This window comes from Paenibacillus sp. 7541 (assembly GCF_002276395.1).
In the GTDB taxonomy this organism is placed as follows: domain Bacteria; phylum Bacillota; class Bacilli; order Paenibacillales; family Paenibacillaceae; genus Paenibacillus_AQ; species Paenibacillus_AQ campinasensis.
On record NZ_NQLZ01000015.1, the window covers coordinates 88,021 to 112,807 of the forward strand.

Annotated in this window: 28 protein-coding genes; 27 read left to right on the forward strand and 1 reads right to left on the reverse strand. The window is 52.9% G+C overall.

Annotated features, from left to right (window positions below; genetic code table 11):
* Window positions 1-266: 266 nt before the first annotated feature.
* The 26 genes from CHH75_RS09505 to spo0A all read left to right on the forward strand — a co-directional run bounded on the left by CHH75_RS09505 (window position 267) and on the right by spo0A (window position 22,046).
* Window positions 267-533 (forward strand): YqhV family protein, encoded by a 267-nt coding sequence (locus CHH75_RS09505; RefSeq protein ID WP_095263399.1) that lies wholly within the window; start codon window positions 267-269, stop codon window positions 531-533.
* 105 nt (window positions 534-638) lie between these two features.
* Window positions 639-1,637, forward strand: coding sequence for a stage III sporulation protein AA (gene spoIIIAA, locus CHH75_RS09510; protein WP_095263429.1), 999 nt, complete (start codon window positions 639-641; stop codon window positions 1,635-1,637).
* Window positions 1,630-2,148: a stage III sporulation protein SpoIIIAB gene (gene spoIIIAB / locus CHH75_RS09515; RefSeq protein ID WP_095263400.1), complete on the forward strand. Its 519-nt coding sequence runs from the start codon at window positions 1,630-1,632 to the stop codon at window positions 2,146-2,148. The genes spoIIIAA and spoIIIAB overlap by 8 nt, the downstream gene beginning before the upstream one ends.
* Window positions 2,149-2,162: 14 nt before the next feature.
* Window positions 2,163-2,366 carry a stage III sporulation protein AC gene (spoIIIAC, locus tag CHH75_RS09520; protein WP_007129715.1) on the forward strand — a complete coding sequence of 68 codons (204 nt, stop codon included), beginning with the start codon at window positions 2,163-2,165 and terminating at the stop codon, window positions 2,364-2,366.
* Window positions 2,367-2,374: 8 nt separating this feature from the next.
* Window positions 2,375-2,764, forward strand: a complete 390-nt coding sequence (spoIIIAD, locus tag CHH75_RS09525; protein ID WP_095263401.1) for a stage III sporulation protein AD — start codon at window positions 2,375-2,377, stop codon at window positions 2,762-2,764.
* 68 nt (window positions 2,765-2,832) lie between these two features.
* A complete protein-coding gene (spoIIIAE, locus tag CHH75_RS09530; protein ID WP_413773585.1) occupies window positions 2,833-3,975 on the forward strand; it encodes a stage III sporulation protein AE in 1,143 nt (380 codons plus the stop codon).
* A gap of 93 nt (window positions 3,976-4,068) precedes the next feature.
* Window positions 4,069-4,791, forward strand: coding sequence for a stage III sporulation protein AF (gene spoIIIAF / locus CHH75_RS09535; protein WP_095263402.1), 723 nt, complete (start codon window positions 4,069-4,071; stop codon window positions 4,789-4,791).
* A 15-nt stretch (window positions 4,792-4,806) separates the two neighbouring features.
* Window positions 4,807-5,445 carry a stage III sporulation protein AG gene (gene spoIIIAG / locus CHH75_RS09540; RefSeq protein ID WP_095263403.1) on the forward strand — a complete coding sequence of 213 codons (639 nt, stop codon included), beginning with the start codon at window positions 4,807-4,809 and terminating at the stop codon, window positions 5,443-5,445.
* Between the two features lie 58 nt (window positions 5,446-5,503).
* Window positions 5,504-6,328: a SpoIIIAH-like family protein gene (locus CHH75_RS09545; RefSeq protein ID WP_095398038.1), complete on the forward strand. Its 825-nt coding sequence runs from the start codon at window positions 5,504-5,506 to the stop codon at window positions 6,326-6,328.
* Between the two features lie 170 nt (window positions 6,329-6,498).
* Window positions 6,499-6,990, forward strand: coding sequence for an acetyl-CoA carboxylase biotin carboxyl carrier protein (gene accB, locus CHH75_RS09550; RefSeq protein ID WP_095263405.1), 492 nt, complete (start codon window positions 6,499-6,501; stop codon window positions 6,988-6,990).
* Window positions 6,991-7,045: 55 nt separating this feature from the next.
* On the forward strand, window positions 7,046-8,389 hold the full coding sequence (gene accC, locus CHH75_RS09555; protein ID WP_095263406.1) for an acetyl-CoA carboxylase biotin carboxylase subunit: 1,344 nt from the start codon (window positions 7,046-7,048) through the stop codon (window positions 8,387-8,389).
* 116 nt (window positions 8,390-8,505) lie between these two features.
* Complete coding sequence (locus tag CHH75_RS09560) at window positions 8,506-8,919, forward strand: Asp23/Gls24 family envelope stress response protein (protein WP_095263407.1); 414 nt, start codon at window positions 8,506-8,508, stop codon at window positions 8,917-8,919.
* A 78-nt stretch (window positions 8,920-8,997) separates the two neighbouring features.
* Window positions 8,998-9,537 carry an alkaline shock response membrane anchor protein AmaP gene (amaP, locus tag CHH75_RS09565; RefSeq protein WP_095398039.1) on the forward strand — a complete coding sequence of 180 codons (540 nt, stop codon included), beginning with the start codon at window positions 8,998-9,000 and terminating at the stop codon, window positions 9,535-9,537.
* Window positions 9,538-9,551: 14 nt separating this feature from the next.
* The gene (locus CHH75_RS09570; RefSeq protein WP_095263409.1) at window positions 9,552-9,785 is read left to right on the forward strand and encodes a DUF2273 domain-containing protein; all 234 of its coding nucleotides are present in this window, start codon (window positions 9,552-9,554) and stop codon (window positions 9,783-9,785) included.
* A 154-nt stretch (window positions 9,786-9,939) separates the two neighbouring features.
* Entirely contained in the window at window positions 9,940-10,398 is a 459-nt protein-coding gene (gene nusB, locus CHH75_RS09575; protein ID WP_095263410.1) for a transcription antitermination factor NusB, read from the forward strand.
* Between the two features lie 65 nt (window positions 10,399-10,463).
* Window positions 10,464-11,324: a bifunctional methylenetetrahydrofolate dehydrogenase/methenyltetrahydrofolate cyclohydrolase FolD gene (gene folD / locus CHH75_RS09580; protein WP_095398040.1), complete on the forward strand. Its 861-nt coding sequence runs from the start codon at window positions 10,464-10,466 to the stop codon at window positions 11,322-11,324.
* Between the two features lie 10 nt (window positions 11,325-11,334).
* Window positions 11,335-12,696 (forward strand): exodeoxyribonuclease VII large subunit, encoded by a 1,362-nt coding sequence (gene xseA / locus CHH75_RS09585; protein WP_095398041.1) that lies wholly within the window; start codon window positions 11,335-11,337, stop codon window positions 12,694-12,696.
* Window positions 12,686-12,943 (forward strand): exodeoxyribonuclease VII small subunit, encoded by a 258-nt coding sequence (xseB, locus tag CHH75_RS09590; protein WP_141235825.1) that lies wholly within the window; start codon window positions 12,686-12,688, stop codon window positions 12,941-12,943. Before xseA ends, xseB begins: the two co-directional genes overlap by 11 nt.
* A complete protein-coding gene (locus CHH75_RS09595; RefSeq protein WP_176475515.1) occupies window positions 12,918-13,844 on the forward strand; it encodes a polyprenyl synthetase family protein in 927 nt (308 codons plus the stop codon). Before xseB ends, CHH75_RS09595 begins: the two co-directional genes overlap by 26 nt.
* Before the next feature lie 153 nt (window positions 13,845-13,997).
* Window positions 13,998-15,905, forward strand: a complete 1,908-nt coding sequence (dxs, locus tag CHH75_RS09600) for a 1-deoxy-D-xylulose-5-phosphate synthase (RefSeq protein ID WP_095263413.1) — start codon at window positions 13,998-14,000, stop codon at window positions 15,903-15,905.
* An 18-nt stretch (window positions 15,906-15,923) separates the two neighbouring features.
* Entirely contained in the window at window positions 15,924-16,796 is an 873-nt protein-coding gene (locus CHH75_RS09605; protein ID WP_095398042.1) for a TlyA family RNA methyltransferase, read from the forward strand.
* 68 nt (window positions 16,797-16,864) lie between these two features.
* Window positions 16,865-17,347: a hypothetical protein gene (locus CHH75_RS09610; protein WP_095263415.1), complete on the forward strand. Its 483-nt coding sequence runs from the start codon at window positions 16,865-16,867 to the stop codon at window positions 17,345-17,347.
* Between the two features lie 39 nt (window positions 17,348-17,386).
* A complete protein-coding gene (gene ahrC / locus CHH75_RS09615) occupies window positions 17,387-17,836 on the forward strand; it encodes a transcriptional regulator AhrC/ArgR (RefSeq protein ID WP_095263416.1) in 450 nt (149 codons plus the stop codon).
* Window positions 17,837-17,867: 31 nt separating this feature from the next.
* Window positions 17,868-19,607 (forward strand): DNA repair protein RecN, encoded by a 1,740-nt coding sequence (recN, locus tag CHH75_RS09620; protein WP_095263417.1) that lies wholly within the window; start codon window positions 17,868-17,870, stop codon window positions 19,605-19,607.
* 100 nt (window positions 19,608-19,707) lie between these two features.
* Entirely contained in the window at window positions 19,708-21,042 is a 1,335-nt protein-coding gene (gene spoIVB / locus CHH75_RS09625; RefSeq protein ID WP_095263418.1) for a SpoIVB peptidase, read from the forward strand.
* A gap of 197 nt (window positions 21,043-21,239) precedes the next feature.
* Window positions 21,240-22,046, forward strand: coding sequence for a sporulation transcription factor Spo0A (spo0A, locus tag CHH75_RS09630; RefSeq protein WP_095263433.1), 807 nt, complete (start codon window positions 21,240-21,242; stop codon window positions 22,044-22,046).
* 293 nt (window positions 22,047-22,339) lie between these two features.
* Here the strand turns inward: spo0A and CHH75_RS09635 are convergent, their stop codons facing one another.
* The gene (locus tag CHH75_RS09635) at window positions 22,340-23,242 is read right to left on the reverse strand and encodes an ArsR/SmtB family transcription factor (protein ID WP_095263434.1); all 903 of its coding nucleotides are present in this window, start codon (window positions 23,240-23,242) and stop codon (window positions 22,340-22,342) included.
* Window positions 23,243-23,584: 342 nt separating this feature from the next.
* Here CHH75_RS09635 and CHH75_RS09640 point away from each other — a divergent pair, with 342 nt between their 5' ends.
* Window positions 23,585-24,772, forward strand: a complete 1,188-nt coding sequence (locus tag CHH75_RS09640; protein WP_095263593.1) for an extracellular solute-binding protein — start codon at window positions 23,585-23,587, stop codon at window positions 24,770-24,772.
* Window positions 24,773-24,787 lie beyond the last annotated feature (15 nt).

The window sequence follows — 24,787 nt, forward strand, 5'->3', positions numbered from 1 at the left end:
ACCATAACAGCGGGCCGAGCAAGGAGAAATCCTTTGCTCGGCTCGCTTTTTTTATACTCACCTGCCGTGGGAAGCCAGGATATCCCGGAGATCTCTCGAATCTTGAACGCCCCGCCCTGCATTGTCGAGCCTAATAGGGCAGCAGTTTCGCTGCCCCTTCCCGCAAGTTCCCTCCATTTCTGTCTATGATATTGAAAAAAATAGAGATATTCCGAGAGAAGGCTGCATATTTTTAAACATCATAACAAGCAGAAGGAGGTTTACTGATGCTGGACAAGTTTGTCACGAGCATGGCCTCGCTCCGATTTTTCTCCGGCAGCCTGGAAATTGTCGCAGCCATTATTATGCTCCGGTTGAACCAAGTGGACAAGGCCTTGGCGGTCAACTCGGCGCTTGCGTTTATGGGGCCGCTCATCCTGATTGTGACGACCACGATCGGGCTTGTCGGAATGGCCGACAAATTGTCCTGGGGCAAGATTGGCTGGATATTGTGCGGGGTGTCCTGTCTCTTATACGGGATCTTAAAAAAATGATAGATTCGCGGCATAAAAGTCAGGTACAAGCATACACATGGGAGTAAGAAAGTTCTTTTATATGAGGTAGTTACCATGAGGACAGGTAGGTTGGGGGAAATGGATATGACACTGGATTGGTTAGGGCTGTTTCCCGAAAGCATCAGGCTCATCCTGCTGAAGCTGCCGAAGGCGATGCTGGACCATCTTGAGGAGATTCGAATCCGCGAGGAGCGTCCGCTTGAGATCAATGCCGCTGGCCGGCATCATTTTCTGGACCGGGACGGCGGCTTGAGCTTGCACCCCGGCGAAGCGTACAAGCCGACCCGGGAGGATACAAGGCGGCTGCTGGACCTGATCAGCAACCACTCCTTGTACACGATGGAGGAGGAGCTGCGAAAAGGCTTCATTACGATTCCCGGCGGTCACCGGGTTGGGCTGGTCGGCAGAACGGTGCTGAGCGGCGGCAGGGTGGAGCATATACGGGACATCAGCGGGTTCAACGTCCGGATAGCAAAGGAAATTCGGGGCGCAGCGGATGAGATTCTTCCTTTTCTGCTTGACCGAAAACGGGGCAGGGTGATGCACACCTTGATTCTCTCCCCTCCCCAGCAAGGGAAGACGACGTTGCTGCGAGACTTGGCCAGACAGATCAGCTATGGCAGCTGGGGGAACGCCCAGCTTCAATGGCCCGGACTCAAGGTTGGCATTATTGATGAACGGTCCGAAATCGCCGGCTGTCAGCGGGGCGTGCCGGGGTTCGATGTCGGGCCGCGCACCGATGTGCTGGATGGATGCCCGAAGGCGGAAGGCATGATGATGATGATTCGCTCGATGTCGCCGGATGTGCTCATTGTGGACGAGATCGGGCGGCCGGAGGATGCCGAGGCTGTCAATGAGGCGCTGCATGCCGGAATCAGTGTCATCGCTACGGCACATGGCTCCTCGATACAGGATATTGGCGGGCGGCCTGCGCTGTCGGCGCTGGTGCAGCAGCGAAGGTTTGAAATGTATGCGGTCCTATGCCGCAAGGGACATGAACGGTCTTACAAGCTGTACGACGGCGGGCAGCGCACGCTGCAAACCGCCGGCGCAGGTCCCCCGGGCGGTGATGCCTATGCTTAATCTGATCGGGGCCATTCTGGTGCTGGCAGCGGGAACTTTAGCCGGTTTTTATCAAGCTCATCAGTTTGCGCTAAGGCCCAGGCAGCTGAGGGAACTGATTCTGGCCCTTCAACGTCTGGAGACCGAAATCAGCTACGGTTTCACCCCGCTTCCGGATGCGCTGGAGCGAATTGGAGGCGGGCTCAAGGAGCCGCTGAAAACGTTGTTTATCGCTGCATCGGATTATATGAGCCCCGATTACGGACTCTCGGCCGAGGACAGCATCAGAAAGGCGCTGAATATGCACTGGAGACGAACCTCCATGAAAACTGCGGAGAAAGACGTGTTAGACCGGTTAAGCGGTGTACTTGGCACCAGTGACAGGCAGGACCAGATCAAGCATATAGCCCTGGCCGTCGGCCAGCTACAACACGAGGAGGCCGCGGCAAGGGAAGACCAGGCCAAGTACGAAAAGATGAGCAAAAGCCTGGGTCTGCTTATTGGAGCATTGATCGTCATATTGATCTTTTAGCGAGGTGCCAGGGAATGAACATTGAAGTGAACGCCATTTTTCAGATTGCAGGAATCGGCATCATCATCGCCATGATTCATACAGTCCTGAAGCAGATGGGAAAAGAGGATATGGCACACTGGGTGACGCTTATCGGGTTTGTCGTTGTGCTGTTTATGGTTGTCAGGCTGCTAGATGATCTGCTTAAGGAAATCAAAAGCATCTTTCTGTTCCAGTAGGTGGAGTTATGGAAATTATCCAGGTGGTCGGCTTTGGTCTGATTGCCACAATACTGATACTCGTTGTCAAGGAACAAAAGCCGCTGTTCGCTTTTCTGATTGCGGTAGCCGCCTCGCTCATGATTCTGCTGGTGCTGGTAGACCGGATCGGCTCGATCATTCGAATGCTGGAGAATATGGCTCAGAACGCAGGGGTAGAGCTGATATATTTGAAGACCGTGCTCAAAATTATAGGCATTGCTTATGTCGCGGAGATGGGGGCTCAAATTGTGCGGGATGCAGGCCAGGAGTCCATCGCTTCGAAAATAGAACTGGCGGGAAAAGTGCTCATATTGGTGCTGGCGATACCGATAATCGGGATTATCATCGAGACGGTCCTGAAGCTGCTCCCGGTCTGATGAAGGTGGGGGGTGTCATGACGCGTTCAGCATATCGGCTGCTGCAAGTTCTTGGATGGATGATCGTGATGTTGTTGATGATGGGGCTGTTTTCCGGAACCGTCCATGCCTCTTCCCCAGCGGAGGATTGGGTCAGACAGCAGACCGAGCAGCTGCCGACAGAGCAGGTAGAGAAATACTGGGAACAGCTGATGAAGGATTATGGCGGCTTCTTCCCGGAGGGCAGAACGCCCTCCCTGATGGATATGCTTCTGCCGGGAGGAGACGGATTATCGTTTACGTCGGTGCTCTCCGGGCTCGGCAAGTACATGTGGCACGAGGTGCTGTTTAATGGCAAGCTGCTGGTCAGCATCGTGATGCTGAGCATCATGAGCATGATCCTGGAGCAGCTGCAATCCGCTTTTGAAAAAAACACGGTCAGCCGCGTCGCCTACGCCATCTGCTACATGGTCGTGCTGATCCTTGCGGTCAACAGCTTCAGTGTCGCCATCGGCTACGCGAAGGGCGCGATCAGCAGCATGGTTGACTTCATGCTGGCGATGCTGCCGCTCCTGTTCGCTCTGATGGCTTCGATGGGAAATGTCGTCACCGTCTCCGTCGCCCATCCTCTGGTCATCTTTATGGTTCATACCGTGGGCACGCTGATCAGCACGATCGTATTTCCGCTTCTGTTCTTCTCGGCGATGCTGCATCTGGTAAGCTCGCTGTCCGATAAGTACAAGCTGACCCAGCTTGGCAATCTGCTGCGGGGTGTCGGTATGGGGGTGCTGGGGGTGCTGCTAACCGTTTTCCTCGGCGTGATTTCCGTGCAGGGCATATCCGGCTCGATTACGGACGGCGTTGTCATCCGGGCCGCCAAATACGTGACCGGCAACTTCGTGCCGGTCGTCGGCAAGATGTTCGCGGATGCAACGGACACGGTCATATCCGCATCGCTGCTCGTGAAGAATTCGATCGGTCTGGCCGGCGTCATCATCATATTGTTCCTGTGCGCGTTTCCCGCGATCAAAATATTGATACTGGCGCTCATCTACAATGTGTCCGCGGCAATCATGCAGCCGCTTGGTGACACTCCGATTGTCACCTGCCTCCAGACGATTGGCAAAACGATGCTGTACGTGTTCGCAGCGCTGGCTGCGGTGAGCATGATGTTCTTTCTGGCGATCACCATCATGCTGACGGCAGGCAACATCACCGTCATGATGAGGTGAGGCGGAGGGGTAGAGCTGCAGATGAAGCTTCCCGTTTGAAGGAGAACCGGATCGCTGCCGCTTATCTGAGCCCGAAGGGGAGTGAAGCGAAGAATGGACTGGCTGGGACAATGGCTGAAAAGCGTCATCATGATCGTGCTGTTTGCAGCCTTCGTGGATATGATCCTGCCGGGAAAAAAGATGGAACGCTACGCCAGAGTCGTGCTCAGCTTTCTCATCCTGTTGACGCTGCTCGGACCCATCGTCAGCCTGCTGACGGATTCGCCGGAGAATAAGCTGGCCGCAGAGCTGAGGCAGCTGGAGAGAGGGAGCGCTGACGAGGCGCAGCTGGACGCCATCCTGGCCCAGGCCGAGCAGTTCAAGGAACAGCAGCGGAACCAGAGCCTGCAATGGGCAGGCGAGGAGCTGGCCCGGGTGATGAAGGAAGACATCAGCCGGGAGACGGGGGAGCGTGTACAGAGCGTGCAGGTTGTCCTGGCGCTTGGCAAATCGGAAGAGTTGTCGGAAGCAGTCATTCAGTCGGTCAGTGTCAAGCTCGTGCCGGATCAGTCGAAGCCGGCGGAGCCCGACTCCAAGATCACCCATAAACCAATCGGTATAACACCCGTTGATGCTATAGATGTGAACATTCAATCAACGTCACACCCGAATAAGGATAATCCGGAGAACGAGTCAGGCAGCGTCCAGGAGGCGAGCTCGGCAGAAGCGAAGGCAAGGGTTCAGCCGGTTCGCGAATTGCTCAGCAGCCAGTGGGATTTGAAACCGGAGCAAATCACCGTCGAACTGCCTGGCGTGGAAGGCGATACGACATTATGAACGGAGGTGAATCGGATGGGGAACTGGCTAAAGCGGTTGGAGGAGTGGCTAGGTGGCGGGGCGGGCGGTGCTAAAAAGGTTCAAACCTTACGCTGGCTCATCATACTTGGGCTCGTCGGCGTGGCCATCATGCTGTTCAGCTCCTTCATCAATGTGAAGAAGATTGATCAGGACAATGTCAGCCGCGAGCCGCCGGACGCCTCGGTAACAACATCCGTGCCAACGGATGCGGATAACGCGGCCGGCGAATTTGAAACGATCGAGCAGGACTTCGAGATGCGCACCAAGGCGATGCTGGAGCAAATTGTCGGCGTCGGCGAGGTCGACGTCATGGTGACGGTGGAATCTACGGAAGAGCTGGTCGTCCATAAAAACATCAGGGATACCCAGGAGCTGACAGAGGAAACCGACGCGAACGGGGGCAAACGTCACATTACCAGCTACACCCGCGACGGTCAGATCGTCACTTACGAAACTTCCGGAGACCAGGCTCCGATCGTGACGAAGCGGATCAAACCGCAGGTCAGAGGCGTGCTGGTTGTGGCCAAGGGCGCCGAGAACGAAGTGGTGAAAGGACTGATTGTGGATGCGGTGCAGCGAGGTCTGAATGTTCCAACCTATCGCATCTCGGTCGTGCCTCGCAAGCAGCAGTAGCAGGGTGAACGAGCCGATCGTTCCCGCAGGTTCTCAATTAAAGGAGGAAGCGTGCATAATGAATAACAAAAGACAAACCATTTGGTTAGTATCGATGCTCAGTTTGATGGTCGTCCTCTCGGCCTACTACTTGTTCACGGATGATCCGGGCTCAACGACGCCGCCGGTAGCGGACAGCACCCAGGCCGATGGAGCGGGCCCAGGCGTACAAGGCGCAGACGGTACAGGCAATCCGGATGAGCTGGTGATCAACGAGATCGTGGAAGAAGGAGCTTCCGAAGAGCCGGGAACGGCGCCGGAGAATGCGGAAAGCACAGGCACGGAAACCGGGGAGGCTGATGCGGATTCCGGTGCTGCCGATGCCGATACGTCGGCTGCTGAAGGCAATCAGAATTCCGGACAATCGAACACCGGAGCCGAGCAGCCGAAGACCGAACCTTCAGGCGAGGACAAGTCGAGTGAAACGAGCAGCACAACCGGAGCCAAGACAGAGAAGGAAATTTTGGAGGAAGTTGCCGCCCAGGCGGGCACCAGCGAATCCAAAATCGAAGCTTACAAAATGGAGCGCACGGAAAAAAATATGAAGCTGTATGATGAATTGATGGCCAGAATCGGCAATCAGGACAGCACGCCGGAAGAATTGGCGAAGGCCAGCGAGCAGATGCGAGCTGCCGAGGAAAGAGAAGCGGTCATCGAGAGCATTGAGGTAGAACTCCAAGAACAGTTCGGAAATGCAGTTGTCAAAGAAGAGAATGACAGATATAATGTCGTGGTGCTGACAAACGAGCTGGATGCCAAGGGAGCTGCTGGCATTGTAACCCTCGTGATGAAAGAGCTCAAGGTAAGCCCGGATAAAGTTACGGTTCAATACGTATCGCCATAATCGGTATCGGCAAAATTCCGCAAAATGCGGCGAAAAACGCCAAATATCAAAGAGCCCGGGATTTTTTCGGGGCTCTTTCTATTTCTTATGTTTGTGATATAATACTTTAAGCTATTGACTGACTTGTCCTATGATGGGCTTTCCAGAATATGAAGGAGTGAGCGTCGAGAATGTTTAAATTGGATGAAATTAAGGAACTGATTAAACTGGTGGATGAAACCTCTGTTCAGGAGCTTGAGATTGAGAACGAAGGCACCCGCCTGTCTATTAAAAAGCCTAGCACCCAAGAGGTGGTCAGCCTGCAGGCAGCCCCTCAGACGTTTATACCTGCGCCTCAAGTTGTGGCTCCGCAGACCGTTCAGACCGGACAGGCACCAGCCCAGGCGTCGCAGGAAGCTGCAGCCGTGGACAGCAACAGCGCATTACATAAGATTGTGTCTCCGATGGTCGGAACCTTCTACCGTTCCCCATCTCCAGAGGCGGGTCCATTCGTCAGCCCTGGCGACCGTGTGGATGAGAAAACAACGGTGTGCATTATCGAGGCCATGAAGCTGATGAACGAGCTGGAAGCCGAAGTGAAAGGCCAGATCGTTGAAGTGCTTGTGGAAAATGGCCAGTTGGTCGAGTTCGGACAGCCTCTGTTCCTGGTAAAAGCGGATTGATCCGCGGGACATTGCTTACGAACGAACGCCATACGAGTTCGAAGGAGGTTACTTCATGACATTTCAAAAAGTGCTGGTTGCGAACCGCGGGGAGATTGCTGTCCGCATCATTCGGGCCTGCCGTGAGCTTGGCATATCGACCGTTGCGGTGTACTCGGAACCGGATCGGGATTCACTGCATGTTAAACTGGCTGATGAGGCTTATTGCATCGGTCCTACCTTATCCAAAGACAGCTATCTGAACTTTACTAATATTATGAGCGTAGCCACGCTGACGGAATGCGACGCCATTCATCCCGGATACGGGTTCCTGGCTGAAAACGCTGACTTCGCGGAAATTTGCGAGTCGTGCAACATCACCTTTATCGGCCCCTCTGCCGATGCCATCAACCGCATGGGTGACAAGGCTGTCGCCAAACAGACGATGAAGGATGCCGGCGTGCCGGTCATTCCAGGCTCGGACGGTCTGGTCGAGGATCTGGACGAGGCGGTGATGCTGGCCAGAGATATCGGCTACCCGATCATCATTAAGGCGACCGCCGGCGGCGGCGGCAAGGGCATTCGCATCGCAGAGGATGAGCAAGCGCTCATCAAGCAGATTACAACCGCTCAGCAGGAAGCGCAGAAGGCGTTCGGCAATGCCGGCGTATATCTGGAGAAATACTTGACGGGCATGAAGCATGTGGAGATCCAGATTATTGCCGACAAGCACGGCAATGCGGTGCATCTGGGCGAGCGTGACTGCTCGGTGCAGCGCCGCCGCCAGAAGCTGGTGGAGGAAGCGCCTTGTCCGGTTCTGACGGAAGAAGTCCGGAGCCGAATGGGGGAAGCTGCTGTGCGCGCGGCCAAGGCCGTTCAATATTCCGGTGCCGGAACGCTGGAATTTCTGCTCGGTCCGGACGGTCAATTTTACTTCATGGAAATGAACACGCGAATCCAGGTTGAGCATCCGGTAACCGAAATGGTCACGGGTGTGGACCTGATTCAGGAGATGATCTCGGTTGCCGAAGGCAATCCGCTCTCCTTCAAGCAGGAGGATGTCAAGATCAACGGCTGGTCGATTGAATGCCGCATCAACGCGGAGAACCCGGACAAGGACTTCATGCCTGCGCCGGGGACGATTCAGTTCTATCTGCCGCCAGGCGGTCCGGGTGTTCGCGTGGACAGCGCGGCTTATCCTGGATACACCATCAGTCCGTATTATGATTCGATGATCGCGAAGCTGATCGTATGGGCTCCGACCCGCGAGGAGGCGATTGCGAAGATGAGACGCGCGCTGATGGAATTTGAGATTGAAGGAATTTATACTACAATTCCGTTCCATCAAAAGCTGCTGGAGCATCCGACCTTCCTGAAAGGTGATTTTGATATTAAATTCCTGGAAGAAAATGAAGTTTGATCCATATGGCCAAGTTTGTCATAAACTTGGCCAAATGGTATAGTATGTGTAATAAGGGCGCATGCCTTGAGCAGTCCGGGTGCATCCGCAAACTTATACGAAAGGGTGTTTAGATCATGGTAGAATCTTTGCCAACAGAATTTGAACGTACGGATATCGGTGAGATTCAAATTGCTCCGGAGGTCATCGAGGTCATTGCAGGACTTGCAACGGTTGAGGTTGCCGGTGTTGCAGGGATGAGCGGCGGGTTTGCCGGCGGAATCGCCGAGCTGCTTGGCCGGAAGAATTTGTCCAAGGGCGTAAAGGTTGAGGTTGGCCAGCGCGAAGCGGCTGTTGACGTATCCGTTATTATCGAATACGGTCATCGCCTTCCTGAAGTGGCTGGGGAGATCCAGCGCAATGTGAAGCGCTCGATCGAGAATATGACCGGGCTTAACGTCGTGGAGGTAAATGTACATATTCACGATGTACAGTTTGCGAAGTCAGCAGACAAAACCGAGGATCTGGACCTTGTTCAGCGGGTGAAATAAAACGCAGAATATAGAGATCATAGAGCCCCCGACAGCAATGTCGAGGGTTTAATCCAATTTTAAGGAGGCTGTGCTTGCGTGGCCAAAATCATGGACAGACTGCTGCTGTTTATTTACAGCATCAGCATTGGTGTAATATCCGTTATTGCCATCCTCCTCCTGAGCGGGGCAGTTCCTTATGAAGTGACTCCCGCTCAGGAACAGCGTCTGTTTCTAACCGGGATTATCATCGCCGGGATATTGCTTCTTATGAGCATCCGTTTCTTCTACATATCGGTACGGCGTGACCGCTCGAATCTGAATTCGATCGATCAGCGCACCGACTTCGGTGAAATTCAGATCTCGGTTGAGACGATTGAGAATCTGTGCCTGAAGGCAGCCTCCCGCGTTCGCGGTGTCAAGGATCTGAAGTCTCGGATCAAGGTATCCCAGGCCGGACTTGATATTGCGATTCGTGCCGTGGTGGACGGAGAGGAATCCATTCCTCAGCTGACGACCGAGGTTCAGAAGCAGGTGCATGATTTTGTTGAGGATACGACAGGAATTCCAGTGGCCTCTGTATCCGTGTATATTGCGAATGTGGTACAGGCGCCAAGCTTCAAGAGTCGTGTGGAATAGAGGTGAACTTCCCGATGCCTTGGAAAGAGATATGGGAAAGTCACAGAGGACGGATTGTCGGTGTTACCGGAGGCATTGTTTGCGGACTGATTTACTTAATATCCGGTTTTTGGGATATGCTGTTCTTTGCATTAGTGGTTTTTATCGGCTATGTGTTTGGGAAACGCAAGGACCTGAAGCAAGGCTCCCTGTTCCATTGGCAGGAATGGGGGCGCTGGCTGTCGGAGCGTTGGCGGCCGTTTAAATGAACCCGTGATAGCTTTCTCCGAAAAATGCTGGGACAGGCTGCAGGCTCGCCCTTTTTTGCGGAGTGGCTGTCTACGGGTTTTTTTAGTTTAAGGAATTGATCATACTAATCAGAAAAATGGATTTGGATTTTACAAGGTCCACAGGAGGAACAAGATGAAGAGACGTGTAGCTAGAGAGATCGCCGTTCAAAGCCTTTATCAGATGGAGATGAACGAAGTCGACAGCATGGAGGCTGTAACGATGCTGCTCTCGGAGGCGGCCGAAGAAAATGAGACCGAGCGGGTCATCGGTGATGAAGTGCTGCTGAAGGAGTATGTGCTGCAGCTTGTAAACGGAACATGGAATTCCAGGGAAGCCATCGATGAACTGCTGGCTCATTATTTAAAAGGCTGGCAGGTGAGTCGTCTTTCCCGTGTGGATCGCCAAATATTGCGTCTGGCTGTCTATGAGCTGACCCAGGCCGAGGATGTGCCTGGCAAGGTGGCCGTCAACGAAGCGATTGAGCTGTCCAAGCATTTTGGCACAGAGGATTCGGGGAAATTCGTGAACGGGGTGCTTGGCCGGATGATCCAGGAGCTGGATCGCGTCAAGGAAAAGCTGCAGCAATTGTAATGTCAAACGCATAGCATCACTATGGATCAGCGGTTTCATTTATTTGAAATGGAGGAGAGATTAGGATGACAGCAGCAACGATTATTAGCGGTAAACAGGTTTCCCAGGAAATTCGGGAGGGCATTGCTCTAGAGGTTCAGGAATTGTCCAAGCAGGGGGTTCGCCCGGGCTTGGCGGTGATTCTTGTCGGCGATGATCCGGCTTCCCATGTATACGTACGCAATAAGGAAAAAGCATGTCATGACCTCGGGTTCTATTCGGAAGTCCATCGCCTCTCGGCAGATTCCACCCAGGAAACCGTGCTTGCCCTGGTGGACAAGCTGAACAAGCAGTCTTCCATTCACGGCATTCTGGTTCAGCTGCCGCTGCCGAAGCATATTCATGAGAAGTCCGTTATCGACGCGATTGCGGTGGAAAAGGACGTGGACGGCTTCCATCCGGTGAACGTCGGCAATCTCGTGATCGGCGACGACAGCCTTCTGCCGTGCACGCCGGCTGGTGTGATTGAGCTGATCAAACGCACCGGAATTGAAATTTCCGGCAAGCATGCGGTTGTCATCGGCAGATCGAATATCGTGGGCAAACCGGTATCGCTGCTTCTCCAGCGGGAGAATGCGACCGTGACCATGTGCCACTCCCGCACCGCCAATATGGCTGAATTGACGCGTCAGGCGGATATTCTTGTGGTGGCTGTCGGCCGAGCGAATATGATCGACGCCAGCTATGTCAAGCCGGGAGCCGTTGTCATTGATGTCGGCATGAATCGTCTTGAGAACGGCAAGCTGGCCGGAGACGTTGACTTTGAGAGCGTGAAGGAGGTATCCGGTCCGATTACGCCGGTGCCTGGCGGCGTAGGTCCGATGACCATTACGATGCTGATGCAGAACACTTTGATTGCAGCCAAAAAATTGAACGGGCTGGTTTAAGATGAGCTCTATGGATCAATCCCGAATACTGACAGTCAAAGATTTGAATCGCTATATCCGCATGAAAATGGAAGGCGATGCGGTACTGTCGGACGTATGGATTCGCGGGGAGATTTCGAATTTCACCCATCATTCCAGCGGCCATATGTACTTTACGCTGAAGGATGAGGGCAGCCGGATTCGCGCGATTATGTTCGCTACCCACAACCGGCGGCTGCCGTTCATTCCGAAGGAAGGCGCGCGCGTCATTGCGCGCGGCAACGTATCGGTCTATGAACGGGACGGGCAATATCAGTTCTATGCGGTCCAGATGCAGCCTGACGGAATCGGCAGCCTCTATCTGGCGTATGAACAGCTGAAGCAGAAGCTGGAGGAAGAGGGACTGTTCGCTGCCGAGCGCAAGCGACCGCTCCGGAAATTCCCGGAGACCATCGGGGTGATCACCTCTCCGACCGGGGCTGCCGTGCGGGATATAATGATTACGATTCGGCGCCGGTACCCGCAGGCGCGAGCCGTGCTCTATCCTGTGCTGGTACAAGGAAAAGGCGCAGCCCCTTCCATCGTCCAGGCGATCCGGACAATGAATGAGATCGGTGAAGCGGACGTGCTGATCGTCGGCAGAGGCGGCGGCTCGCTGGAGGAATTATGGGCTTTCAATGAGGAAATCGTCGCGCGGGCCATATCCGAATCCGAGATTCCCGTCATTTCGGCGGTCGGGCATGAGACCGACTTTACGATTGCAGACTTTGTGGCCGATCTGCGCGCGGCGACGCCTACCGCAGCCGCCGAACTGGCTGTGCCGAGCAGCGCCGAGCTGGCGGCCCGGCTGAGGCAAAGGCAGCGCCAGCTCGGACAAGCTCTGCAGCAGCGGCTGAAGACGAGCAAGGAGCGGCTGGCGGCGCTGCAGCGATCGCCGGTGCTTGTCTATCCGCGCCGCTACATGCTTCAGCATGCCGAACGGCTGGACATGCTCAGCCTGCGGCTCCAGCGAACGATGAAATCGAAGATGTCGCTGCAGCGCCAGCGCCAGCTGTCCCTGAAGCAGGGACTGATCCGGTTTAATCCCCGGACCCAGCTGGAGACGGCGGCGCAGCGCAGGGAAGCGTCCACGCGGCAGCTGGTCTCGGCGATGCAGTCCATGATGAAAGAGAAGACATCCAAACTGCAATCTGAAATCCGGCATCTGGATGCGCTGAGTCCGCTGAAAATTATGTCCAGAGGTTACAGTCTCGTATACGATGAACAAGAGAAGCATCTCGTGAAATCGCTGGACGACGTGCAGCTCGGCGATCTGGTTCATGTCCGGGTCAGCGACGGCCGGCTTCAGTGTCAGGTGTGGGGAATGAAGGAGGAGAACAGTCGTGACAAGTGAGAAGGAAGTAAGCTTTGAAGAGGCGATGATGCAGCTGGAGGAGATCGTTGAACAGCTTGAAGACGGTGATGTTCCTCTGGAGAAGGCGATCGATTTGTTCCAGAAGGGAATGAAGCTGTCCCAGATGTGCAGTCAGAAGCTGGAGCAGGTCGAGCACAAAATTGAGATGATCATTGAGGAAGGCGGGGAGCTGAAACGCAAGCCGTTTAAAGGGGCTCTCGATGAGACAGGTGATCTTGGTGAATAACGGCAGACCGTTCTTTAACCAATATATGAGCAGCATTTCAGACCGGGTTGCAACCGAATTGACGCATGTCCTTCCCGGGGCCTGGGATGTACCGGACTCTCTACGCGAATCGATGACATACTCCTTGATGGCCGGCGGCAAGCGTCTCCGGCCGCTTCTGGTCGTGGCTGCTTGTGAAGCAGGAGGAGGCAGTGCGGAAGCGGCGATTCCGGTGGCTTGCGCTGTGGAGATGGTGCACACTTACTCGCTCATCCACGATGATCTTCCTGCGATGGATAATGATGATTTCCGGCGGGGCAAGCCGACCAATCACAAGGTGTTTGGGGAGGCGACAGCCATTCTAGCAGGGGATGCGCTGCTGACCCATGCTTTCTATATGGTGGTTCAGAGTGCGAGGAAGTTCGGGGTTCCGGCAGAGCGTGTGCTGTCCATCGTGGAGGATCTGGCGGAGTATGCAGGCCCAAGGGGCATGGTCGGCGGGCAGGTGGCCGATATGGAAGGGGAGCAAGGCATCACGAAGCTGGAGGAACTGGAATACATTCATCTGCACAAAACGAGCGATCTGATCATGTTCTCCCTCATCGCAGGAGGCAGAGTGGCCGGCTGCTCGGAGCGCCAGATTGAAGCGCTGCGCGCATTCGGTCAGCGAATCGGTCTTGCCTTTCAGATCCAGGATGACATTCTGGATCTGATTGGGGATGAAGCCAAGCTTGGGAAGAGCACGCAGAGTGATGTGAAGCAGCAGAAGGTTACATATCCTTATTTTATCGGCCTCGAGGCTTCCAGGCTTGAAGTGGGGCGGCTGACAGACGAAGCGAAGACGCTGATTAAGGAAGCGGGACTTGAGGCTCCGGACAGATTGCTGGAAATCGCCGATTTTCTGATGTCGCGCGATCACTGAGGCCGCTTTACATGCAAACGGTTTTTTTGTGATATAATGTCTTTATGTGATTTTACAATATTGCAAAATTCGATTCCGTGTTTGCAATGCGGTACGATAGCATATGGCATCTGAATTCGAAAACTTATTTAGAAGGAAAGCGGGGGGATTCTCGTGCTGCTTCCGAATATCAATCATCCGAAACAACTGAAGAATTTGACTGTAGACCAATTGAATGATCTGGCTGGGGAAATCCGCCGGTTCCTGATTGAGAAGCTGTCAGTGACCGGAGGGCATCTCGCGCCGAATCTGGGAGTAGTTGAGCTCACGCTGGCTTTGCATTACTGTTTCGACAGCCCTCAGGACAAGTTGATTTTTGATGTGGGGCACCAGGCTTATGTTCACAAAATCTTGACCGGAAGAATGGACAAATTCGATACGCTGCGCAAGAAGAACGGCCTTTGCGGCTTCGTGAAGCGCTCTGAAAGCGAGCATGACGTATGGGAAGCTGGCCACAGCAGCACCTCACTGTCTGCTGCGATGGGCATGGCGATGGCCAGGGATTTGAAAGGTGAGGACAACCGGGTCATCGCGCTCATCGGCGATGGTGCGCTTACGGGCGGCATGGCGTTTGAGGCGCTGAACCATATCGGCCATGAGAAGAAGAAGCTGATGGTTGTACTTAACGATAACGAAATGTCCATCGCGCCGAATGTCGGTGCGATGCATAATTACTTAAGCAAGATCCGTTCGGACCGCACCTACTTGCGGGCCAAGGATGAAGTTGAAATGCTGCTGAAGAAAATTCCGGCCATCGGCGGCAAGCTTGCCAAAACGGCGGAGAAGATGAAAGACAGCCTTAAATTTGCGATGGTTCCGGGCCGATTGTTCGAGGAGCTTGGGTTCACGTACCTGGGGCCAGTCGATGGCCATGATGTGGGCAAACTGATTGATACGTTTAATCAGGCGGACAACGTGGAGGGGCCTGTGCTGGTTCATGTTGTCACCACCAAAGGGAAGGGCTACAGCCCGGCCGAGTCCGATTCACACAAGTGGCATGGCATTACGCCTTATAAGATTGAGTCCGGGAAGGTGCTCAAGGCAGTAGGAAATCCGATGTACACCGAGATTTTCGGCCAAACGCTGGTCGAACTGGGCGAGCAGGACGAGCGCATTGTCGCTGTCACACCGGCGATGCCGGGCGGTTCCGGGCTCATTCCGTTCGGGAAGACATTTCCGGAACGGATGATCGACGTCGGCATTGCCGAGCAGCATGCGGCCACGCTTTGCGCTGCGCTTGCCATGGAAGGAATGAAGCCGGTGTTTGCCGTGTATTCAACCTTTATGCAGCGTGCCTACGATCAGATCGTGCATGATATTTGCCGTCATAACGCCAACGTGATGTTCGCGATTGACCGGGCAGGATTTGTCGGGGCGGATGGCGAGACGCACCAAGGCGTATACGATATCGCCTTCATGCGTCATATTCCGAATATCGTGCTGATGATGCCGAAGGACGAGAATGAGCTGCGGCATATGATGAAGACGGCGCTGGATTACGATGACGGTCCGATCGCCTACCGCTATCCGCGCATTCATGGTCGCGGCGTCGAGCTCGACAAGGAGCTTGTCCCGATTCCGATCGGTTCATGGGAAACGGTTCGCGCTGGCGAAGGCTACGCGATTCTGGCAGTCGGGCCGATGGTTCAGCTGGCGGAAGAGGCGGCTGAACTTCTCAAGCGGGAAGGGCTATCGGTGCAGGTCGTTAACGCCCGGTTCCTGAAGCCGCTGGATGAGACGATGCTGAAGGAGCTGGCGGCTAGCGGCACTTCGATGCTGGTGCTGGAAGAAGCATCGCAGGCAGGCAGTCTCGGAAGCGCGGTGCTGGAGTTTTTTGCGGAACAGGAATTGTTTGATACCGTTGTTTCACTTATGGGCATTGAAGACCGCTTTATCGAGCACGGCAGCATTCCGGAGCAGCGCGAAGAGGTTGGGCTAACGCTTGAGCAGGTATGTAACAGAATTCGCAGCTTCAAGACTTCGCGGGCATCTACCTTGGGGAAGCGAAGCCTGATGTCTTAGGCGGTTTAGGAGATATAGATGGATTCAACACAAAAGGAACGCATTGATATATTGCTTGTGGAGCAAGGATTTTACGATAGCAGGGAGAAAGCGAAGGCCGCGATTATGGCCGGGCTGGTCTATGCGGGAAGTGAACGCATTGAAAAGGCGGGCACCAAGCTGCCGAGAAACACAGAGCTGCGGGTAAAAGGGGCGGTGCACCCTTATGTCAGCCGGGGCGGGCTCAAGCTGGAGAAAGCGCTGAAGGAGTTTGGCATTGCGATGGACGGGCGGACGATGCTGGACATCGGCGCATCCACCGGTGGATTTACCGACTGCGCCCTGCAGCATGGCGCCGGATATGTATATGCCATCGATGTCGGGTACAACCAACTGGACTGGTCGCTGCGCAATGATGAGCGGGTATGTGTCATGGAGCGGACCAATTTCCGGTACATGACACCCGAGGACCTGAAGGGGCCGGCACCGGACTTTGCGAGCATTGATGTGTCGTTTATCTCGCTGCGGATTATTCTGCCGCCACTGAAGGCGCTGCTCGGCAGGCCTGGTGATGTGGTGGCGCTGATCAAGCCCCAATTCGAGGCGGGACGCGAGAAGGTTGGCAAATCCGGGGTTGTTCGCGATCCGAAGGTGCATAAGGAAGTGCTGACCGAGGTGCTGACCTTTGCCAGTCAGATCGGCTTTGCACTGCAGCATTTAACCTTCTCTCCGATTACCGGAGGGGAAGGAAATATCGAATTCCTGGCCCACTGGCGATTAGAGCCGGAGGGCCCTGAAGTTACGGAAGAACCGCTTCAGGAATCCGGACAAGCGCCGGCGGATTTAGCGGAACGGATTGCAGCCGTTGTGCAGCAGGCAGCTCATACTTTCACAGGAAACTCATCGAAATGATGGGTTTCTTTTGCTGAAAAAGAGGAATTTATGTTCCCATTCTCGAATACAAAAGTCGAGGTGAGGGGATGAGTGAAAGTTACGATTGGTTGTTAATGATATTGCTGGGCATCATCATCTTGCTGCTGATTGGCTATCAGCTGAACCGCTGGCTGATGTCGCCTGAGCCTGATCATTTGCCAGGTGTGCCGATCAACGAGCGAATTCCAGATCACCCAGCGATTGCACTGCTGGAGCAAGAGGGATATGAAGTCGTAGGGGGAAAAGTAAAAATAAATCTTACCTTCGATACGGACGAGCGTCCAATCCACAGTCGGCTGTTTATCGATTATATCGCTTCCGGCGAGAACGGAGAGCTGTATTTGGTCAAGCTGGCACGTGAACGGCTGCCTGTCGATTGGACGGGGGCAGGGATTCGAGACCGATTAATGCCGTTCCTTCTCCTGTACCCGGAATGTGAAGGGTTGCTGTATGTGGACACCCACGCGCACAGCGTCCATCGGCTGAACATGGAGTGGTCAGATGAGGAATGGGCAGGCAATGAGGATTGACGATGACCAAGTTTATTTTTACAGGAGGATTTTTCGGACATGAAAGGACAACGACATATCAAGATCAGGGACATTATTACACATCAGGATATTGAAACCCAGGATGAATTGGTGGAGGCGCTGCGGGCCGAAGGGTTCCAGGTGACACAGGCTACGGTGTCGCGGGATATTAAGGAACTGCTGCTGATCAAGGTTCCGACCGATGATGGGCGTTACAAATATTCCATGCCGACAGATCAGCGGTACAATCCGGTGCAAAAGCTGAGGCGGGCGTTAGTCGACAGCTTTGTATTTATCGATCGGACCGGCAATTTGGTTGTGATGAAATGTTTGCCGGGAACGGCGAATTCCGTTGCAGTGCTGCTCGATAATATGGAATGGTCTCATGTGATGGGGACGATCAGCGGAGATGACACCATTTTGCTCATCTGCCGGTCTGAGGAAGACGGGAAGCAGGTAGTCGAGCAAATTAACAGCTATATTTCTTGATGGATGCAGTTACGATTTGGAGGTGTTAGCGATGCTGGTTACGTTGTCCATTCGCAATCTCGCCGTTGTGGAAGAGGTGGACGTGCATTTTTATCCGGGATTTCATGTGCTGACAGGGGAGACGGGTGCGGGGAAATCGATTGTCATCGACGCGCTCGGTCTGATTGCCGGAGGCCGAGGTTCCGCGGATCTGATTCGTTACGGAAGTGAGAAGGCGGAGATCGAGGCGTTGTTTGACCTGCCTGCTGCTCATCCGGTCTGGGATACGCTCGGGCGGCTCGGCATTGAAGCGGACCCGGCGGAGCATTTGCTCATCAGAAGGGAACTGACCTCCCAGGGGAAAAGCACCTCTCGGATCAATGGTCAAATGGTCAATCTGAGCATGCTGCGGGAGGTGGGCGAGAAGCTGATTAACATCCACGGCCAGCATGAGCACCAAAGCCTGCTTCGGCCGGAGCAGCATATGACCTTGCTGGATACGTATGGGGAAGCGGTGATCGGGCCTGCCAAACGGAAGTATCAAGCGCTGTTCGCTGAATTCAGCAAAGTGGAGAAGGAGCTGAAGGAGCTTCAGGAAACGAGCCAGAAGGCGTATCAAATGCTGGATATGTATCGCTTTCAGCTGGAGGAGATTGCGGCCGCCAAGCTGAAGGTCGGAGAGGATGAACTGCTGCAGGAAGAGCGGCTGAAGCTGTCCCATAGCGAGAAAATGATGGATGCTGTAGCCGGTTCGTATGATCTGCTGTACGGCCCGCAGGGCCTGGAGACGATCAGCAGGGCGATCACCCGCCTGCAGGATGTCGTGTCTTATGATGAGAAAGGTCTCAAGCCGGTTGTTGAACAGCTGCAATCTGCTTATTATCAGCTCGAGGATGCGGTGTTTCAGCTGCGCGACTATCGGGATGACATTGAATTCAATCCGGAACGGCTGGATGAGATAGAACATCGCCTTGATATGATTACCGGTTTGCGGCGAAAATATGGGGATAATGTGGAGCAGATTCTGGAATACTACGGTAGAATTCAACAGGAGACCGAGCTTCTGGAAAACAAGGATGAGGTGCTGCAGGGTCTTGAGAAGCGGCGGGATGAGCTGCTGAGCGTACTGCTGCAGGCTGCCAGAGAGCTCAGCACGGCTCGGAGGGAAAGCGCGAGAAAGCTGGCCCGAGCGGTTGAGCGGGAGCTGAAGGATCTGCAGATGGAACGGACTTCATTTGATGTGCGGCTCGAACTGGTTCAAGATGCGAACGGCTATGAATACGAAGGACAGCGCATCCGCCTGACGCGTCAGGGAATGGATAACGCTGAGTTTTTGATTTCAGCCAACCCTGGCGAGCCGCTCCGTCCACTCGCGAAAATTGCTTCCGGCGGGGAAATGTCGCGTATAATGCTGGCGATGAAGAGCATTTTTGCTCGACATGATCAGATTCCGGTCCTTATCTTTGATGAGGTGGACACCGGTGTGAGCGGCAGAGCGGCGCAGTCGATTGCGGAGAAGCTGTTTGTGCTGGCCAAGACATGCCAGGTGTTCTCCATCACTCACCTTCCACAGGTGGCGTGTATGGCGGATCATCAGTATTTAATTGAGAAGAAGCTGGAGCAATCCCGAACGCGAACCCAGGTCGAGCACTTGAGCGATCAGGGAAGAGTGACCGAACTTGCCCGTATGCTTGGAGGCGTGGAAATCACGGAGAAGACACTTCATCATGCCCAGGAAATGCTCAATCTGGCGGCAGCGCAAAAGGCTTCCAGAACGGCTTCGGGTCAATGATTAACAGTTATAAAAGCTTAGGGGCAGGGTAACTTAAAGGTACGCAATTGGCGACCACCTTTTCGTCAAGCGAAAGAAGAAAAAGGGAGCGTGACAGCCATTGAAGCCTAACATCAGGAAAAAACTGCTCGGTTTCCTTCTTGCTTTCCTTCTCTGTTTCCTTGGCACTGCCGAGCCTGTCCAATCTTTTGTTTCTTTGCCCGATGAAGTGAGACTGTTTACCGGCCAGCAGGCCCATCTGGATGTGGATATGCCGGTGCAGGCACTTGCCTCGGTCGACAGGCCGGATATCCTGCAGCTGAATGGTTCCGGCAAGACATCTCTCCTTGCATCAAAACAACCGCTTCACCTGCAGCCCCAGCAGATCGGCAGAGCTGCGGTCACCCTGAAATTATTTGGCAAGATCCCTGTCAAAACTGTTCACGTGGATGTAGTGCCTGAACTGAAGGTCATTCCTGGGGGACAGACCATTGGCGTCAAAGTCAAATCATCCGGTATTATTGTTGTCGGACATCATCTGGTTCATGCCGAGAATGGCGCAAGGGTATCACCCGGGGAGTCAGCCGGATTAAAGCTGGGCGATCTTCTGACCCATATGGATGGGAAGCCGCTGAATGATGTAACCAAGGTCGCCGACATTGTGGAGAAAGCAGGTAAAAACAAACGGCCTCTTGATATTACATTTAAACGCAGCGGGAAAGTCATGAAGACAAAGCTGAACCCGGCCTTTGATGAAGAGGACAAATCGTGGAGACTTGGTCTGTACATCCGCGATTCAGCCGCTGGTGTAGGGACGCTGACCTTTTATGATCCAGAGCACAAGGTTTACGGTGCGCTTGGGCATGTGATCACAGACATGAACACCCAGACCCGCATTGAGGTAGGCAGCGGAAATATTGTTCAGTCGAACGTCACCTCCATCTCCAAGAGCGAGGAGGGTGATCCTGGGGAGAAGCGGGCTTCCTTTGCTAAGGATGGAAAAGTGCTTGGCAATGTTGAACGAAACACCCAGTTTGGCATCTTCGGCAAAATGGATGAAAAACCGGCGCAAGGCGTGTATAAGGAGCCGATTCCGATTGCGTTTGCCCATGAAGTGAAGCCTGGACCGGCCGAAATTTTGACGGTAGTGGAAGGGGAGCAGGTAGAGCGCTTCTCTGTGGAGATTGTTCATGTATCCAAGCAGGACGCCCCGGCAACCAAAGGGCTTGTACTGCGAATTACGGATCCGAAGCTGTTACAGAAGACAGGCGGAATCGTGCAAGGGATGAGCGGCAGTCCAATTGTTCAGGACGGCAAGCTGATCGGAGCAGTGACCCATGTGTTTGTCAACGATCCGAAATCGGGGTATGGATGCTTTATCGAATGGATGCTGCAGGACTCCGGCGTCCTTCCGTCTCGCGAAACATCAGTTCACCAAAATCTTGAGGCAGGTTAATGCCTTGAGATTTTTTTTGTCGTAAAAAGACGAAAATGATCCTAATTTGACGCAAATAATAAATTATAAATCAAGATTAAAAAAAAATAAAGAAAAATAATTTTCGACAGAAGGAATTTAAATGTGGCTGTCGAAAGTTTAAAATACAAGAAAAGAAAATCAAAATGACTACTGATCAGATAAAGGAGGAGCAAGAATTGCAAAAAATTGAAGTTTTATTAGCAGACGACAACCGTGAATTCACGAATTTGCTTGGCGAATACATTTCGGATCAGCCCGATATGGTTGTATCTGGTATTGCCTACAACGGCGAGGAAGTATTGAATATGATCGAGGAAGCCGGTAAGGTTCCGGATGTGTTGATCCTTGATATTATCATGCCTCATCTGGACGGTCTCGGTGTGCTTGAACGCCTTCGCGATATGAACTTGTCTCCTCAGCCTAAAGTCATTATGTTAACGGCATTTGGTCAGGAAAATATTACGCAGCGTGCGGTTCAGCTCGGCGCTTCCTATTACATCCTGAAGCCGTTTGACATGGAAGTGCTCGCAAGCCGTATTCGCCAGCTGGTGGGCGCTCCGAGCGGTCTGTCCTCCAGCACGCCGTTCACCTCGGCGAACAAATCCAATGTGGTACCGATGGGCAAAGGCAAAAATCTGGATGCCAACATTACATCGATCATACATGAAATCGGTGTGCCTGCGCATATTAAAGGATATCAGTATTTGCGCGAAGCGATCACGATGGTGTACAACAACATTGAAATTTTGGGCGCCATCACCAAAACACTGTATCCGGCCATTGCCGAGAAATTCAAAACAACTCCGTCTCGCGTAGAGCGTGCGATCCGACATGCGATCGAGGTGGCCTGGACACGCGGCAATATCGACTCAATCAGCCATCTGTTCGGCTACACCATCAACATCAGCAAATCCAAGCCAACCAACAGCGAGTTCATCGCGATGGTGGCAGACAAGCTGAGAATCGAGCATAAAGTGTCGTGAAAGGGTGATGGGACGCGGAAATCGGATGATGACTAGCACGCGGTTTGCGTAAAATTATAGGACGGACACATCGAAGTGATGGTGCTCGGTCTGCGATTCATTGGTTATCTAGTCGATCTCATGTTTCTGTGTTTATTATCAGAACTTTCATTACGCATATTTGCTGCTGAAATGATACCAAATAACGAATAGCGCCATCTCTTCGAGGTGGCGCTTGTTTGTTATTTCATACAGCAGCAGAATCATTTTAACTACTGTCTACTTGGACGAGAGTTTTATTCTTCGAACAGCTGCTACAAATAATATAGCTTAAACACAATATCCTGATTGTGATTGCCGAATTTCTTGCCGAAGAGGGTGGCTCCGCCAACGTGCTCGGCATCTTCTTTCACTTCGATACGAAAACTCCAGCGATCACAGGTGGTGTCCAAATCATTGACGGAGACCGGAGACAGCGGGTCGCCGTCAATATAGGTGCCGTGGCTGGTAATCCGGATCGTCTTGAGCAGGCCGTACTGGTTAATGTTGCTTGGCCACCATTCGGGGGTGAGTTTGCCCCTCGTATCAGCGAAATCACCGGGACTCGTCCATGTGCCGAGCTCTATACCGTTCAGGGAGAAGGTGATGTCCGACGGCCATACATCGTTGGCAAACGGGAACTCGGAAGCGATCTCCAGGCTGATCTCAAACTGCTGCAGTTTCTCGTCCTTCTTCAGAAAGTTGGTCACGTTATACTCCACATACCCCTCTGTAAACCATAAAATCTCCGCATCCACCCGCTTCGGGTCCATAAAGTATTTCGGCTCGTCCACCGGGCCGACAAAATCCTTCTCCGTTGCCAGACCGCAGGTTGGCTTCAGATCATAATCCGTGTAGTGGCCGATCGGCACCGACGTTTCATAGGACGCATAGGAATGGAATATTTTCTTCGGAAAATTAATTTCGATATGATCGACCTTCAGAATCGAAATTTTTTGCCGCCCCGATTTCCCCGGGACAAGCTCTGTCTTAATAATGCCCGCATCCTCCAGCTTCTGGATATGCTTCGTGACAATCGCGCTGCTGATCTGCAGCTCCTTCGCCAAATCTTTGATGTTCATTTTATTTTTGGAGAGCAATTGGATGATTTTCAAACGCACTTCACTGGCCAGCGCTTCATAAACGATAAGCGAGGATTGATCAATTTCAAGCTGCATACGATCACTTCTTTCTCTAGGATTACTTGTGGCGTAACACCATCTATGTATAAGTTAATCATAACACAAATTTGATTAACTAGTATATAAATCACTAGTTGATAATCATCGATTACAACTCATTTTAGTTAACTAATATGTTAATTATAATAAAATAAACATGATTAAGTTTACAAAAACATTATTGACAACGCTTTCAATATGCCTGTATACTGAACCAAAAGTTGTTTTATATCTGCTTTGGTGTTGGCTTTTGTTAATCCAGAACTAAATCAATGACTGGAGGAGAGCAAATTGAAAAAAAGATGGGGGATCACCTTGGTGGTTTTGGCCATATCGGCCATGCTAACCGCTTGCGGCGGAGATGACAAAAATACGATTACATTCTGGACACCGCTGACAGGAGAAGACGGCAGTTATATGGATCAGCTTGTTAAGGAATACAACGATACCAATCCCGAGATCAAAGTGAAACATGTCATTACGTCCGATATGTACACGAAAATTTCGACGGTGCTGAACTCCGGCAAAGGCGTTCCGGATCTGGCCATTATCCACGCAGACCGTGTGCCGGGATTTGTCAGACAAGGGGTGCTGGAGCCGATGACCGCGGTGATGGAAGCCCAGCCGGAATTGAAAGAGGACAATTATCTGCCTCAAGCCTGGACGACCGGCAACATCGATGGCGTTCAATACACCGTCCCGCTCGATATTCACAGCAATGTGATGTATTACAACAAGGATCTGTTGCAGAAATACAACGCTGAGAGCTTTCTGGACGACAACGTGGTCACCATTGATGAAATGCTATCCCTGCAAGGCAAGCTTGAAGAGGGCGATTATGTGGTGAACGATGCGCTGCTTGGCTGGGTTATTATGGCCCAGATTCAGAACCTGGGCGGAGACATTCAAGAGAACGGGCAGCCTGCGGTCAATACAGAAGCGATGAAGCAGGCGTTTCTGGAAGTGAAGAAGATTGCAGACGCCGGGTTGATGACGCCATTTGGCGAGGATGGATATCTGATGTTCCAGGCGGGGAATGTCCTGTTTTCCACAGACGGCACCTGGTCTTCGACAGCCCATGCGAGTGTGGAGGGTTTAAACTTCGATGTGACGAACATCTATTCTACCTCTGCCGACAAATTCACCAACCGCGCTTCCTCCCATCTGTTTGCCATGCTGAAGAATGACAACCGCACGGACGAGAAAGAGCAAGGGATCGGGGAATTTCTAGAGTTCATTCGCCAGAACTCGATGGAATGGGCCAAGGCGGGCCAGATTGTAGCGAGTAAACAGGTCATTGAAAATCCGGAATACGAGAACTACATTCAATCCTTCTTTACCTCGAATGAGGACGAGATTAAATCGCTGTATATCTACACCTACGAATATTATCCGTATGTAGCCGAAGCGGTGGATACGTATGCTGCCGACATCGTTCGGGGGAACGTAGACCTGGATGAGACGCTGCAGACGATGCAGAAGTTTGTGGAGGATAAAATTGCTGAGGGCAACACTCAAGGGGAATGAGTAGCTGCAGATGAC

Coding starts and splice junctions, on each gene's coding strand:
- CHH75_RS09505 (WP_095263399.1), top strand. CDS start 267: ATGCTGGACAAGTTTGTCACGAGCATGGCCTCGCTCCGATTTTTCTCC.
- spoIIIAA (WP_095263429.1), top strand. CDS start 639: ATGACACTGGATTGGTTAGGGCTGTTTCCCGAAAGCATCAGGCTCATC.
- spoIIIAB (WP_095263400.1), top strand. CDS start 1,630: ATGCTTAATCTGATCGGGGCCATTCTGGTGCTGGCAGCGGGAACTTTA.
- spoIIIAC (WP_007129715.1), top strand. CDS start 2,163: ATGAACATTGAAGTGAACGCCATTTTTCAGATTGCAGGAATCGGCATC.
- spoIIIAD (WP_095263401.1), top strand. CDS start 2,375: ATGGAAATTATCCAGGTGGTCGGCTTTGGTCTGATTGCCACAATACTG.
- spoIIIAE (WP_413773585.1), top strand. CDS start 2,833: ATGTTGTTGATGATGGGGCTGTTTTCCGGAACCGTCCATGCCTCTTCC.
- spoIIIAF (WP_095263402.1), top strand. CDS start 4,069: ATGGACTGGCTGGGACAATGGCTGAAAAGCGTCATCATGATCGTGCTG.
- spoIIIAG (WP_095263403.1), top strand. CDS start 4,807: ATGGGGAACTGGCTAAAGCGGTTGGAGGAGTGGCTAGGTGGCGGGGCG.
- CHH75_RS09545 (WP_095398038.1), top strand. CDS start 5,504: ATGAATAACAAAAGACAAACCATTTGGTTAGTATCGATGCTCAGTTTG.
- accB (WP_095263405.1), top strand. CDS start 6,499: ATGTTTAAATTGGATGAAATTAAGGAACTGATTAAACTGGTGGATGAA.
- accC (WP_095263406.1), top strand. CDS start 7,046: ATGACATTTCAAAAAGTGCTGGTTGCGAACCGCGGGGAGATTGCTGTC.
- CHH75_RS09560 (WP_095263407.1), top strand. CDS start 8,506: ATGGTAGAATCTTTGCCAACAGAATTTGAACGTACGGATATCGGTGAG.
- CHH75_RS09570 (WP_095263409.1), top strand. CDS start 9,552: ATGCCTTGGAAAGAGATATGGGAAAGTCACAGAGGACGGATTGTCGGT.
- nusB (WP_095263410.1), top strand. CDS start 9,940: ATGAAGAGACGTGTAGCTAGAGAGATCGCCGTTCAAAGCCTTTATCAG.
- folD (WP_095398040.1), top strand. CDS start 10,464: ATGACAGCAGCAACGATTATTAGCGGTAAACAGGTTTCCCAGGAAATT.
- xseA (WP_095398041.1), top strand. CDS start 11,335: ATGGATCAATCCCGAATACTGACAGTCAAAGATTTGAATCGCTATATC.
- CHH75_RS09595 (WP_176475515.1), top strand. CDS start 12,918: ATGAGACAGGTGATCTTGGTGAATAACGGCAGACCGTTCTTTAACCAA.
- CHH75_RS09605 (WP_095398042.1), top strand. CDS start 15,924: ATGGATTCAACACAAAAGGAACGCATTGATATATTGCTTGTGGAGCAA.
- CHH75_RS09610 (WP_095263415.1), top strand. CDS start 16,865: ATGAGTGAAAGTTACGATTGGTTGTTAATGATATTGCTGGGCATCATC.
- ahrC (WP_095263416.1), top strand. CDS start 17,387: ATGAAAGGACAACGACATATCAAGATCAGGGACATTATTACACATCAG.
- recN (WP_095263417.1), top strand. CDS start 17,868: ATGCTGGTTACGTTGTCCATTCGCAATCTCGCCGTTGTGGAAGAGGTG.
- CHH75_RS09635 (WP_095263434.1), bottom strand. CDS start 23,242: ATGCAGCTTGAAATTGATCAATCCTCGCTTATCGTTTATGAAGCGCTG.
- CHH75_RS09640 (WP_095263593.1), top strand. CDS start 23,585: ATGCTAACCGCTTGCGGCGGAGATGACAAAAATACGATTACATTCTGG.